The organism is Cytophaga sp., from assembly GCF_051961495.1.
Classification (GTDB): Bacteria; Bacteroidota; Bacteroidia; order Cytophagales; family Cytophagaceae; genus Cytophaga.
On sequence record NZ_JBQCDF010000036.1, the window covers coordinates 1 to 12,775 of the forward strand.

13 protein-coding genes are annotated in these 12,775 nt (G+C 37.2%); 4 read left to right on the top strand and 9 right to left on the bottom strand.

Going from position 1 to position 12,775, the window contains the following annotated elements:
• Positions 1-492: 492 nt before the first annotated feature.
• Positions 493-1,776 (top strand): citrate synthase, encoded by a 1,284-nt coding sequence (locus tag ACTHJT_RS01880; protein ID WP_440235964.1) that lies wholly within the window; start codon positions 493-495, stop codon positions 1,774-1,776.
• Positions 1,777-1,894: 118 nt separating this feature from the next.
• Here the strand turns inward: ACTHJT_RS01880 and ACTHJT_RS01885 are convergent, their stop codons facing one another.
• The 6 genes from ACTHJT_RS01885 to hisC all read right to left on the bottom strand — a co-directional run bounded on the left by ACTHJT_RS01885 (position 1,895) and on the right by hisC (position 7,126).
• Positions 1,895-2,632 carry a prephenate dehydrogenase/arogenate dehydrogenase family protein gene (locus ACTHJT_RS01885; protein ID WP_440235966.1) on the bottom strand — a complete coding sequence of 246 codons (738 nt, stop codon included), beginning with the start codon at positions 2,630-2,632 and terminating at the stop codon, positions 1,895-1,897.
• 78 nt (positions 2,633-2,710) lie between these two features.
• Positions 2,711-3,466: an imidazole glycerol phosphate synthase subunit HisF gene (gene hisF, locus ACTHJT_RS01890; RefSeq protein WP_440235968.1), complete on the bottom strand. Its 756-nt coding sequence runs from the start codon at positions 3,464-3,466 to the stop codon at positions 2,711-2,713.
• Positions 3,467-3,514: 48 nt separating this feature from the next.
• The gene (hisA, locus tag ACTHJT_RS01895) at positions 3,515-4,237 is read right to left on the bottom strand and encodes a 1-(5-phosphoribosyl)-5-[(5-phosphoribosylamino)methylideneamino]imidazole-4-carboxamide isomerase (protein WP_440235970.1); all 723 of its coding nucleotides are present in this window, start codon (positions 4,235-4,237) and stop codon (positions 3,515-3,517) included.
• Positions 4,238-4,286: 49 nt separating this feature from the next.
• On the bottom strand, positions 4,287-4,868 hold the full coding sequence (gene hisH, locus ACTHJT_RS01900; RefSeq protein WP_440235972.1) for an imidazole glycerol phosphate synthase subunit HisH: 582 nt from the start codon (positions 4,866-4,868) through the stop codon (positions 4,287-4,289).
• 70 nt (positions 4,869-4,938) lie between these two features.
• Entirely contained in the window at positions 4,939-6,057 is a 1,119-nt protein-coding gene (gene hisB, locus ACTHJT_RS01905) for a bifunctional histidinol-phosphatase/imidazoleglycerol-phosphate dehydratase HisB (protein WP_440235974.1), read from the bottom strand.
• A 22-nt stretch (positions 6,058-6,079) separates the two neighbouring features.
• Positions 6,080-7,126, bottom strand: coding sequence for a histidinol-phosphate transaminase (gene hisC, locus ACTHJT_RS01910; RefSeq protein WP_440235976.1), 1,047 nt, complete (start codon positions 7,124-7,126; stop codon positions 6,080-6,082).
• A 151-nt stretch (positions 7,127-7,277) separates the two neighbouring features.
• On the opposite strand from hisC, the gene ACTHJT_RS01915 reads away from it, so the two are divergent.
• Both ACTHJT_RS01915 and ACTHJT_RS01920 read left to right on the top strand, forming a co-directional pair.
• Positions 7,278-7,514, top strand: coding sequence for a hypothetical protein (locus ACTHJT_RS01915; protein ID WP_440235978.1), 237 nt, complete (start codon positions 7,278-7,280; stop codon positions 7,512-7,514).
• Positions 7,515-7,601: 87 nt separating this feature from the next.
• Positions 7,602-8,441, top strand: coding sequence for a hypothetical protein (locus ACTHJT_RS01920; protein ID WP_440235980.1), 840 nt, complete (start codon positions 7,602-7,604; stop codon positions 8,439-8,441).
• A 16-nt stretch (positions 8,442-8,457) separates the two neighbouring features.
• On the opposite strand, the gene ACTHJT_RS01925 is transcribed toward ACTHJT_RS01920, so the two are convergent.
• Together ACTHJT_RS01925 and ACTHJT_RS01930 are read right to left on the bottom strand one after the other, a co-directional pair.
• Entirely contained in the window at positions 8,458-9,141 is a 684-nt protein-coding gene (locus ACTHJT_RS01925; protein WP_440235982.1) for a response regulator transcription factor, read from the bottom strand.
• Positions 9,142-9,202: 61 nt separating this feature from the next.
• The gene (locus ACTHJT_RS01930) at positions 9,203-11,029 is read right to left on the bottom strand and encodes a PAS domain-containing protein (protein ID WP_440235984.1); all 1,827 of its coding nucleotides are present in this window, start codon (positions 11,027-11,029) and stop codon (positions 9,203-9,205) included.
• Positions 11,030-11,141: 112 nt separating this feature from the next.
• Here ACTHJT_RS01930 and ACTHJT_RS01935 point away from each other — a divergent pair, with 112 nt between their 5' ends.
• A complete protein-coding gene (locus ACTHJT_RS01935; protein WP_440235986.1) occupies positions 11,142-11,999 on the top strand; it encodes an urease accessory protein UreD in 858 nt (285 codons plus the stop codon).
• Positions 12,000-12,033: 34 nt separating this feature from the next.
• On the opposite strand, the gene ureG is transcribed toward ACTHJT_RS01935, so the two are convergent.
• Entirely contained in the window at positions 12,034-12,771 is a 738-nt protein-coding gene (gene ureG, locus ACTHJT_RS01940) for an urease accessory protein UreG (protein WP_440235988.1), read from the bottom strand.
• Positions 12,772-12,775 lie beyond the last annotated feature (4 nt).

Here is a 12,775-nt window from a genome sequence, read left to right on the forward strand (position 1 = left end):
ATGATTATGATTCAAAGCCTTAAAATCCCACAAGGATACAAATTATCCCGTAATAAAACTACAAGATTTCTTCAGTTTTTTATTAACAAAATATCAAACAATTAAAAATCAATATATTAATAAATATAAATCACTATTTAATATCATCATTTTACCATTATATTACCACATTTAACACAAGACAATTCTATATTTTAGTCTATTAATTATCTTAAAAGTAATAATTTCGAACAGGTAAATTCAAATAATTAGATTGATTTTACCTGTATGTTTGCAGGCATTTTTGACATAATTTTCACTTGAAAATATCCAAAAAAGAACCTGAAAAACACACTTGCTTTTTGATACAACCAAACACCCATTTTCTTTATAAAAATGTATATTAAACAATATGAAATAATTTAGCTACAATATTTTATATTCTAACAATCGCTACGTATTTTTAAGAGTTAAACATTTTATCAATCTAATTATAAAATATATTATACAAACATGTCGAAGGAAGCGGAAATAATATTAGACGGTAAAAGCTATAAGTTCCCAGTTATAGAAGGATCGGAAGGAGAGAAAGCAATTGATATTGCCAAATTGAGGGATTTGACCGGGTATGTAACTCTTGACACTGGTTATAAAAATACCGGCGCTACTAAAAGTGCTATTACTTTTCTTGATGGTGAACAAGGAATTTTAAGATATAGAGGTTATCCGATTGAACAACTTGCATCTAAAGCTACATTCCTTGAAGTTTCATATTTACTTATTTACGGAGAACTTCCTACAGTTGCTCAGTTAGACAGTTTCAAAGAGCGCATACAGAAGCATAGAAATCTTCATGAAGATATTAAAAAGCTTTTTGATGGTTTCCCTTCTTCTGCCCATCCCATGGGCGTTTTATCATCAGCCGTAAGTTCTTTAACAGCTTATTACCCGGGTTCCATTGATCCTAATGCGAACGATGAAGAAGTTGACCTTACAATTGCAAGATTGATGGCAAAGCTTCCTACTATTGCTGCCTGGTCATACAGAAATTCAAAAGGACAACCGTTAATGTATCCTAAAGCAAAATTAGGTTACGGAGAAAATTTCCTATACATGATGTTTGGTCAACCAAACGAAGATTTTGAAGTTGATCCTGTTGTTATTGAAGCGTTAAATACATTATTTATTCTCCATGCTGACCACGAACAAAACTGTTCTACTTCTACTGTAAGAATTGTTGGTTCGGCGCATGCAAGTTTATACTCTTCAATTGCTGCTGGTATCAATGCATTATGGGGTCCGCTTCATGGTGGCGCAAACCAGGAAGTAATTGAAATGCTTGAAGAGATCAAAGCTTCTGGTATTTCAACAAAAGATTATATAGCAAAAGTTAAGACGAAAGAAGTTCGTTTAATGGGCTTTGGACACAGAGTTTATAAAAACTTCGATCCTCGTGCAAAAATCATTAAAAAAGCTTGCGACGATATCTTAAACAAACTTGGTGTTAAAGATCCGGCGCTTGAAATTGCTAAAGAATTAGAACAGGCAGCATTGAGCGATCCATACTTTGTTGATCGTAAGCTTTATCCAAACGTTGATTTCTATTCAGGTATCATTTATAAAGCGTTAGGTCTACGCAGCGATTTATTTACAGTAATGTTTGCGATTGGTCGTCTTCCAGGCTGGATTGCTCAGTGGAAAGAAATGAGAGACGCTAAAGAACCTATCGGTAGACCAAGACAAATTTACACTGGTTATACTGAAAGAGACTACGTAAGTATCGAAAACAGAAAATAGTATATTAGTTTCTAGACTCTAGTTACTAGGTATTAGACTAAATAGAAAAGGGTTTTAGATAAATATCTAAAACCCTTTTCTATTGTCTGGCAACTTGCAACTCCTAGAAATTGAGAAGCTATCTTTTAATTTTTTCAAGACGATCATTCAGGCTTTTTAAGGCATCCATAAATTCTTCACGAACTCTTTTTGCATATGGATTTTCCAATTCGATCGTTAAAAATAATTCCATTGAATCACCACCCAGATTTCGTTTAATATCCAGTAAATATTGATAAGCCGGTGTTTTTTGTTCAACATCGGGAATATCCATTTCATTGATAGACCGACCAATAAAATGTGTAAGAGCCTGTACATAGGCCATTTGCTTATCGTGAGTATCGGGAGTACGTTCCAATACATTCAATTGAAGTACCTGACTTAAAAAGTGAATAATGGATCTGGTTCTTTTTGATCGTACAGGGCAAACAACCATATTCAAGCCTTTAACACCATGCTTACCACTTTGAGGACCAAACAAAGGGTGTGTTCCAAGAATATCAACACTCGCAGGCAAATGTTTCAGCATTAAGTCTATCGGCTTCACTTTTACTGAAGACACATCAACCACTAAGGCATCTGCCTTTAAATGCTCTTTTATATCAATCAATAAAGGCTCCAGAAACTGAACAGGAACAGCAAGAATAACGATATCTTTAGAAGCAGTTTCTTTAAGAGTCCCCCACTCAACTTTGTTCTCCGAAGCAACATGTGAAAGATCTGTAAGATCGTGCACCGTGATAGAGATATACGGTTGCAGGTATTTCACCATAAATTGTCCGAATCCCCCAAAACCTATAATACCAAGAGTCCGCATATTCTTTAATTAATGTAAATGGGTATTACGTAATACTGGTGAAAAGTGCTAGTTTTTATCACTTTATTTTTTTTTAAATTAAGTCCGCATACAAATATCATTCGACTTCAGATAGGCTTTCAATTCAGGAATCGAAATCTCTTTAAAATGAAATATACTTGCAGCTAATGCTGCGTCGGCCTTACCTTTTGTAAATACATCTGTAAAATGCTCCATATTACCGGCACCGCCTGAAGCAATGACAGGAATTGAAACAGTAGATGAGATATGAGCGGTTAATTCATTTGCAAAACCAGCCTTTGTTCCGTCATGATCCATTGAAGTCAATAACAGTTCGCCTGCTCCACGTTCCTGCATTTCTTTAGCCCATACAATGGTATCAATATCTGTTGGTTTGGTACCACCATGTGAATGCACCAGATTTTTACCGTTTACATTTCTTGTATCAATAGCAACAACAATGCATTGGTTACCGAATTCTTTTGAAAGCTGATCAATCAATACGGGATTTTTAATGGCCGACGAATTTACAGATACTTTATCTGCACCTGCATTTAAACAGGCAGAAACATCTTCGATAGAACCAATACCTCCGCCGATAGTAAAAGGAATATTGATATTCTGAGCAACGCGCTTCACTAACTCTACCAGCGTTTTTCTCTTTTCAAGAGTTGCCGTAATATCCAGGAATACCAGTTCATCTGCGCCCTGTTGTGAATACAGTGCACCTAATTCAACAGGGTCTCCTGCATCTCTTAAGTTTAAAAAATTAACTCCTTTTACTGTCTTCCCGTCCTTAACGTCGAGGCAGGGTATGATGCGTTTCGTAAGCACGTGCTATGTATTAAGTTTTTAATTAATAAGTTTTAAGAAGCCTCCTTATTATGCGTTGAATTGAGCCAATTGCTGCAGCGTTATTTTGCCTTCGTAGAAAGCTTTGCCAACGATAACACCATAAATACCCATATCATTCAACTTTTCTATATCAGCAAATTCAGCTACTCCACCGCTGGCGATCCAGTTGATCTGAGAAAACTCATCTCCTAGTTTTTTATACAAATCAAATGAAGGCCCTTGAAGCAATCCGTCTTTAGCAACATCAGTACAGATCGAATAGCTTATTCCATATGGTATAAACTGATTCATCAATTGCTGAATGCTCAGATCTGAAGTTTCCTGCCAGCCATGAACAGCAATCATCCCCGCCTTTGTATCTGCACCAAGAATGATTTTCTCTTTACCGAATTGAGTCAGCCAATGCTTTACCTTCTCAGGGTCTTTCACTGCGATACTCCCAGCCGTGATCTGTTTCGCACCAGAGTTAAATGCGATTTGCAAATCTTCATCTGACTGTAGTCCGCCGCCAAAATCAATTGACAGTTTTGTTGCTCCGGAAATATTTTCGAGCACTTTATAATTAACAATCTTCTTTTGTTTAGCGCCGTCCAGATCTACCAAATGCAAACGTTCAATACCTGCATTTTCAAACATTTTTGCAACCTCAACCGGGTTGGAGTGATATTCTTTTTTCTGGTTGTAATCACCTTGTGTTAACCTTACACACTTGCCGTCTATTATGTCTATTGCAGGTATTATCTGTATCATGTTATGCGAAAAGCGAAAAGCTGAACGCTGAACGCTTGTTTAATATATATTATAATTCAATAAAGTTTCTAAGAATCTGCTCTCCTACGTCGCTGCTTTTCTCGGGGTGAAACTGTACTGCATAGAAATTATCTTTCTGCAATGCACAGGCATAAGGCAGAATATAATCTGTTGTAGCGATTTGGAAAGGATTCGTTTCTACATAATAACTATGTACAAAATACACATAACTATCTTCGCTCACACCTTTAAACAAGGGACTTTTCAAATCTCTGATCGTATTCCAGCCAATATGAGGTACTTTACCCAACGGGGGGAACTTCTTTACTTTTGCCGGTATTACACCCAGGCAATCGGTATTATTTTCTTCTGAATGCTCACACAACAATTGCTGTCCGATACAAATTCCAAATACCGGCTGCTTTAGATCCTTAATGACTTTATCCAAACCCCGTGCCCGCAGATATTGCATCGCATTAGAAGCTTCTCCTTGTCCGGGAAAAAGAACCTTGTCAGCAGACTTCAATTCTTCAACATCATCAGTCAATATTGGTTCTATGCCCAACCGATTCAGTGCATAAATGACTGATTGAATATTGCCGGCATTATATTTTACTATGGCTAATTTCATTTTTAAGTAATAAATTTTAAGCAATAGTTTTAAGACTTACCATCTTTTATTACTACTTACATAATTAGTTCTACAGCACTCCTTTTGTACTCGGAATACGTGTATTGGCAGGGTCTTTCCGAATGGCTGCCTTAATAGCCTTGGCTAATGCTTTAAAGGTAGCTTCGATCTTATGATGCTCGTTATCGCCTTCCACACGGATATTCAGGTTACATTTTGCCGTATCACAGAATGATTTAAAGAAATGATAGAACATCTCTGTCGGCATATCTCCGATCTTTTCTCTTTTATATTCTGCATCCCATACCAGCCAGCTTCTTCCGGAGAAGTCAATCGCTACCTGAGCCAAAGCCTCATCCATGGGTAATAGGAAACCATACCGATCAATACCTCTTTTCGTTCCCAATGCCAGTAAAAATGCCTCACCCAGAGCAAGAGCCGTATCTTCTATTGTATGGTGTTCGTCAATATGCAGATCACCTTTAACATCAATAGACAAGTCAATTCCTGAATGTTTACATAACTGATCAAGCATGTGATCGAAGAAACCAAGACCGGTGTTCATTACACCTTTGCCTTCACCATCCAGATCCAGATAAATATTAATATCAGTTTCATTGGTCTTTCTGTTCACGCGCGCTATGCGTTCAGATTTAACCAGAAACTTGTAGATTTCCATCCAATCGTCTGTTGCCAGTGCATACTTCAATTCTCCCAATCCCCAGTCAGCTGCTTTTGTTGAAGGGGTAATGTAAATAGCTTTTGTTCCCAGATTCTTTGCCAACTGTACATCTGTAACACGGTCACCGATCACAAAACTGTTCTCCAGATCATAATTACCATTCATGTATTCAGTAAGCATACCAATACCCGGCTTACGGGTTGGCAGGTTATCTTTCGGGAAAGATCTGTCAATATGAATGCGCTTGAATACGATACCTTCACCTTCCAGCGTCTTCAACATTTTATTCTGAGCCGGCCAGAATGTTTCTTCAGGAAATGAATTGGTACCCAGACCATCCTGGTTAGTAACCATAACCAATTCATAATCGGTTTCAATAGCTATTTTAGAAAGAGCAGTTAATACTCTTGGCAGGAATTCTAATTTTTCAAGCGAATCAATCTGTTCATCTGCAGGCTCTGCAATGATGGTTCCATCCCGATCAATAAATAATGCTTTCTTTTTCATATCTATAAATTTTCAAATGGAATTAATATTTTTTCAGTACCTCCAGCAGCCTTTTATTTTCTTCTTCAGTACCTACGGTAATTCTGATACAACCTTCACAAAGTATAATCTTTGAACGATCTCTGGTAATAACCACATGATCTACCAGGTAATCATAAACCTTTTTTCCATCAGGTGTACGCATAAGAATAAAATTCGCATCCGACGGATATAACTCTAAACAAATTGGAAGTTTACTTAATTCAGCGCGCAACCAATCCCGTTGAACAAGAATCTTACGCACCATCTCATCTTTCAGTGCGTTATTCTGTAAAGCTTCCAGCGCAGCCTCCTGTGTTAACAGGTTGATATTGTATGGAGGTTTGATTTTATTCAGGACAGAGACGATTTCTTTAGAAGCGTATGCGGTACCTATACGCAAAGCTGCCATTCCCCATGCTTTGGAGAATGTTTGAAGTACAACCAGATTCGGATACTGATTCAACAATGGAACAAAACCTGCAAAATCAGCAAAATCAATATAAGCTTCATCAACCACTACAATCCCATTAAAAGATGATAAAACAGTTTTCACTTTATCTATACTCATCAGATTACCGGTCGGATTATTAGGTGAGCAAATAAAGATGATCTTTGTTGATGGCTTAACCGCTGCCAGGATCGCAACGGGATCTAAATCGAATGATCTGGTCAAAGGAACAGAAATAATTTCGACATCATTTATACCGGCACTAACTTCATACATGCCGTATGTTGGCGGCAGGATCAAGATACTATCTTTAGCGGGCTGACATGTTGCACGAATCAGCAAATCAATAGGTTCATCGCTTCCATTTCCTAAGAATATATTTTCAGGGGCAACATGTTTCAGTTTTGCCAGGGCCTCCTTCACATCTCTTTGCAAAGGATCCGGATATCTGTTAACTTTTTTGTCAATTGCGGACCCGTATGGATTTTCATTGGCATCTAAAAAGGTACCTTCAGTGCCTTTATACTCATCCCGAGCCGATGAATACGGCTTCGCTTTTTTTATATTTTCCCGTAAAATTGAATCTAATGAAAATGCCATTCTTTGATAAATCTAATAAACCGTAAAACTACGAAATTTATAGATTGCAGACACTCTGAAGGGGAAATGAAATTGCCTTTTATATAAAAAAAATCAAATTTTTAACTATATTTGTATATAGTCTTTAAATTGCAACCCAAGTAAAAAAGCCATGAAAGTTCGAAATAACTGGCAAATTGAGTGCCATCACTCACCTGAAACCATAGACCGTATATTATTACCTATCCGTAAAAGAGGTTTAGCGGTTATTAGCTTGAATTATAAGCAAGCAGACAATCTTGATGCAACCTGCACGATTGAATTTGAAACAGAAGAAAACGATGTTGAACGTGTGTACAAAAATATGCTCCGCATTCAGGATATTAAATCAGTCAATAAACTTGGTTAATTTTACAATCCCTAAACATAAAAGACTGTACCGATAGTTATCCGTACAGTCTTTTATGTTTAGGGTACTTTTATTTCCGAATACAATATGGCTTCTAAATCAAAACGAATCATTCTTATAGCTGGATCAGCTGTCTGCATTTTAGGCGGATTATTCTTTTTTATTCAATCCAAATCCATCAATACGTTATATAACAGTACTATTCAAAACACAGCGTTTGAAAATGTTGTATTTGAAAAAGATTCAAATACTGCAAGCGACCTGCCGCAAAAATCTCTTTCAGAAGATTCAGCCCACAGCAGCTTTACAAACACTCCGCACAACACTAAAATCACCCCACCCAACAAGACAGAAAGTGTAACTTCCAACGATCAAACAACAGCAAAACCTGAAATTAACATGCCTCCCACACAACCAACTACCTGCAAAGACCTCTCTGCAAAGAATTTTAAAACGCCTTATACCTCAAACACCAGAATACGACTTACGGCCTTTATGAATACCTTCAAGGAAGGTGACTTTTTACCGGGGAAAGAATTTGCCGTTCTTTATAAAAATGATCCTACTTTAAATAAAGTAGCTAAAAGTACAATTTGTTCATTCATTGAAAAAAACATTCACCACATTACCCGGTCCGGCAATTCCCTGGTTGTGTATACAACAGAAGAATCAGGCATTCACACCCGAATAAAAATTCCTTTTGTTGAGGACCTGCAGATTAATATTGATAATGGAGCAAGCATAGATGTCGGCACAGCATTTTCTTCAACCGAACCTGCCTTTTTGAAATCGATTCTATTACCGGTACGATTGAATAAAATTGACATTGTTCACAATGGTGAAATCTTCCCTAAAAAGGGTTATATCAGCGGCGACTATTACTTCATAAATTATTCGGCAAACAAAACAGCTTATAAAATCCGTTAATTCTCAGGAAAATTCTTTATTGTGAAGTTTTCTGGCTACCTAATGTCTCATCATCAATCTTTATGAGTTCATCAAAGTTGCTTACATTGAATTTGCGGAGTATATTCATACGGTGAGTTTCAATCGTCCGGACACTTAAATTATATTCTTCAGCAATTTCCTTATTTGTTTTGCCTTCACGAATCATGTTTAAAATCTGAATTTCTCTTTTTGAAAGTGAAGACTGAATGGAACTGGGGGATATCTCCGGGCTATTTTTCACATCTTTCAGTTCGCGGTATTTTTTTATCAATACATCTGTTACATCACCTGTGAAATAAAACTGCCCGTTTGACACAGCACGTATACCCTTGAGGAAAATTTTATTGCTTGTATCTTTCAATATATAGCCGCTTGCGCCCATCTCCAGGGCTGTTACTACATAATCATCGCGGTCATATAAACTAAAGAACAGAATATGAGTATTAGGATCACTTTTTAAGATGGCGCGACTGGTTTCCAAGCCATTCATTCCTGACATCCGGATATCCATGATCACAACATCAGCAGGCTTCTCCTTAAGCAATTCCAAAGCTTCCTCTCCTGATGATGCAGTACCAACTACTTCCATATCAGGTTCGTTGGAGATCAGCTGTTTTACACCATCTCTGAATATTTCATGGTCATCCGCAATAAAAACTTTAATCTTTCTTGTTAACATAGTACGGTTAGTTTTAAAATAAAAAATAGTTAGTTAGTTAATTAATTAGTTGACTATTCTTTTAAATCGGTATTTGTACCTGCAAAGTTGTCCCTTCACCGATTTTAGATTGCACAACGAGTTTACCCCCTAAAAGTTCTGCACGCTCTTTCATATTCCGTAAGCCATTTGATTTTGCAATAAATTCGCGGTTCAGTAATTTCTTTTCATCAAAATCAAATCCTCTTCCATTATCTTTAACGAATAAATATACATTTTTTTCATCGTTACTAATGTGAATAAAGACATTAGAAGCTTTTGAATGTTTAATAGCATTATTCAACCCTTCCTGCAAAATCCTGAAAACTCCTATTTCCACTTCACGGGGTAAAGCGTGAGGTTCAAGTTCGTCATCAAGATCAAACGACATTTGAGTAGTTGTTGAACACATCTTTTGTAATTCCCGTATGGCTGCACTCAAGCCAAAGTCATCCAGAACACTTGGCAATAAGTCAGAACAGATTTTTTTTGTTTCATTGATAACCATCTGCAGAAGATCTGTAAGTTCTGTTATATCACCTCCCAGATGTTTATTTTTATTTTCGATCATTTCCATTTTCATCCGGAGACTGGTAAGCATTTGTCCGATACCATCATGTATCTCTGCAGCGATCCTGGTGCGTTCTTTTTCCTGTCCGTTTATAATTGAATATGAAATAATTTTTTGTTCTGCTCCCTGGCGTTTAATTTTTTCTTCTGTCAATAAGAGTAATTCACGTTCGGTATTCTTACGTTTGGTGATGTCCGTACATACAACCAGAAACTGATAAAGTGCTCCCTTGTTATCAATAATAGGCATCATGGTTACATCCAGCCAAAAACCGGTACCATCAGAAGCATGATCAAAAATTTCTCCCTGCCACACCTCTTTCCGACGCTCCTGATTATTTATATGTTCGTAAATAATACTTTCTTTGCCGCCCATATTATTATAGAACAAAGGCTTGCCAATAAGCTGTCCCATGTTATACTTTGTAACGTGGCAATACTTATCATTTGCATAAATAATATGACCGTACTGATCTGTCTTTACAACATATGTAGCCTTTTCCAGAGCATAGTTAATGTCACGAAGTTCTTTGTGTGATTGCTCACGTATTGAATTGGCTTCCTGCAGCTGTGCAGCAAGCTGTTTGGCGGTTGTTTCAGATTCAACCAGATCCTTCATATTTTGTTTAACACGAATAGCCAAAGGGTAAAATATAAAAACTGCCTCCAGAAATAAGCTGACCAATACAATATATAAAAGTATATATTCGATTTCCTTTAACCTTTTAACACCGTTTCTATAGAAACGATCATAGTCAAATACAATCAATTCCATTCCCAACAGGTACATGCGCTCATTTTCCAGGATGGTTCGGATGTTAGCTTTCAGATTCATGGAATCTATGGCTTTAGGGCTATATAATTCCTTGAGCATTTTGTTTGATGCTTCAACTATAGCGAAATACGGGCTTTCAATAATTCCAAACATCTCCTTTAATTCCTGTCTGTCATTGGCAGGCAGATTCATAAAATCGCTCCCGCCGCCCTTCAATGCTTCATGAGATTTCTGCCATTGTCTTAATATATTGGCAAACTCTTTACGATTGGTTTCAATGTCAGTGCCTGACTCTATCAAAAGTGCTGTCTTACTTAAGGATTGGCTGTATGTACGTTGCCGTGCTGCAATATTAATAACATGAGAATCTGTCATCTGGCTACTTAAGTATTGCTGGATCAAAATTTGGCTAAGGATTGTAATCATTGCAATGAGAGACAATGCAATGGCATACATATAAGCAGAATATTTAAAAAGTTTCTGGTCCTGCCCGACTATTCCAATTTCTTTTGTAAAAAACTTCATAAACGTAAGTAGTCTTGCTGTTATTTTAAAATTACTTAAATTTCAAGTAAAAAAGCGAACTTTAAACACATTTTTTAGTATATATACTTAAAATACTTAAGTACTTATTTTCATGATTAAAGATACAGTTCAGTCAATACTGGAAATATCAAATATAAATGGTAAAACCTCTGTAACCAGCTCTAAGGTTTTCAGGCCTTTAAAAGTATTTTCCCTTGAGAAAGATAAAGCCTGCCACCTGGTATTTTCGAATTATGGAGGAGGCTTTGTTGAAGGAGATTCCATTGATTTGAAAATTGATTGTAAAGCGGATACCATCTCGGCCTTTTCAAGTCAGGCTAATACACGTATCTACCGCTCTGAACAAGGTAAAACCTGCAAGCAGACTATCCGTGGAAATGCGGGCGAAAACTCCCTGGTTGTATTTATGGGAGATCCCGTTGTTCCCCATCAACAAAGTATCTTCGAACAGCATCTCTACTGGACTTTGGAAAAAAATGCCGTATTGCTTATTATTGACTGGTTTGAAGCCGGGCGGATCTTAAATGGGGAACGATTTGCATTTGAATCGTTTTTTGCAGAATTAAAAATAGAATCCAATGGCATACCAATTGTCTGGGATCGATTTAAAATGAATCCATCTAAAAACAACATGAATTCCCCCGGAGCATTTTTGCATCATTCTTCCTACATCAATATATTCCTTGCAGGTGATGAAAATTCTCCACGTGTAAAATCAATCGAAACACAATTGCGTTTTTTAGCTTCACAATATTTCCACGAACACATTGAAAACAAATCAGAATCATTAATACGCATTGGCAGTGCAGTGAAGGTTAATGAAGAGGTTTTTATGATCCGATGCTCCGCAAAAAACAACGAGCTGCTCTCTCCTTTTATCAAAGAGTTAGCAGCCCATTTGTCTGACAAAGATTTACTGGGATTCAATCCGTATGAAGGGCGGAATTAATTAGGACTTATAAATTAACGTTAAGAGAAATAATTCATAATTCTTTCCTTAATGAATATACAGGTTTCGCATGCAGTGCTTTGTCGCGGGCAGTGAGAATATGATTAATAATTTCATCTATTCCGAAACAATCCTTTGCACGTGCGAATAAAAACGGACCTTCGCCGCGCATTTTTTTAGAGTCACGCTCCATAACAGACAAATCAGCATTTACCAGCGGAGCCAGATCAATCTTATTGATAACAAGAAGATCAGCTTGTGTTATCCCTGGCCCCCCTTTCCTCGGAATTTTATCGCCGCCGGAAACATCAATCACATATACAGAATAATCAACAAGTTCTTTACTGAAGTGTGCTGCTAAATTATCTCCGCCGCTTTCCACAAAAAGCAATTCAACATCCGGGAAACGCTTCATCAGTTCCTCCAGCGCATACATGTTCTGTGATACATCTTCCCGTATAGCAGCGTGCGGACAACCGCCTGTTTCTACTCCGATAATACGCTCCTTTGACAAGGCCTCATTACGGATCAAAAATTCTGCATCTTCACTTGTAAAGATATCATTGGTGACAACGGCAATATTCATCTTATCACGCAGTGCTTTGCAAAGCTGCATAAGCCATGCAGTCTTTCCGGTACCAACCGGACCGCCGATACCGACAGTAAATGCCCGTTTTTTAAAATTTCTTTTTTCATGGATTAATTCACGGTGATGAAATAAGCCGGGTGAATCAAAATGATCCAGATGGCGGTACATTTTTAAAAGGGTCATAGAA

Excerpts from the sequence above, each read along its gene's own strand:
- ACTHJT_RS01880 (WP_440235964.1), top strand. The coding sequence starts at position 493 with ATGTCGAAGGAAGCGGAAATAATATTAGACGGTAAAAGCTATAAGTTC.
- ACTHJT_RS01885 (WP_440235966.1), bottom strand. The coding sequence starts at position 2,632 with ATGCGGACTCTTGGTATTATAGGTTTTGGGGGATTCGGACAATTTATG.
- hisA (WP_440235970.1), bottom strand. The coding sequence starts at position 4,237 with ATGATACAGATAATACCTGCAATAGACATAATAGACGGCAAGTGTGTA.
- hisH (WP_440235972.1), bottom strand. The coding sequence starts at position 4,868 with ATGAAATTAGCCATAGTAAAATATAATGCCGGCAATATTCAATCAGTC.
- hisB (WP_440235974.1), bottom strand. The coding sequence starts at position 6,057 with ATGAAAAAGAAAGCATTATTTATTGATCGGGATGGAACCATCATTGCA.
- hisC (WP_440235976.1), bottom strand. The coding sequence starts at position 7,126 with ATGGCATTTTCATTAGATTCAATTTTACGGGAAAATATAAAAAAAGCG.
- ACTHJT_RS01915 (WP_440235978.1), top strand. The coding sequence starts at position 7,278 with ATGAAAGTTCGAAATAACTGGCAAATTGAGTGCCATCACTCACCTGAA.
- ACTHJT_RS01920 (WP_440235980.1), top strand. The coding sequence starts at position 7,602 with ATGGCTTCTAAATCAAAACGAATCATTCTTATAGCTGGATCAGCTGTC.
- ACTHJT_RS01925 (WP_440235982.1), bottom strand. The coding sequence starts at position 9,141 with ATGTTAACAAGAAAGATTAAAGTTTTTATTGCGGATGACCATGAAATA.
- ACTHJT_RS01930 (WP_440235984.1), bottom strand. The coding sequence starts at position 11,029 with ATGAAGTTTTTTACAAAAGAAATTGGAATAGTCGGGCAGGACCAGAAA.
- ACTHJT_RS01935 (WP_440235986.1), top strand. The coding sequence starts at position 11,142 with ATGATTAAAGATACAGTTCAGTCAATACTGGAAATATCAAATATAAAT.
- ureG (WP_440235988.1), bottom strand. The coding sequence starts at position 12,771 with ATGACCCTTTTAAAAATGTACCGCCATCTGGATCATTTTGATTCACCC.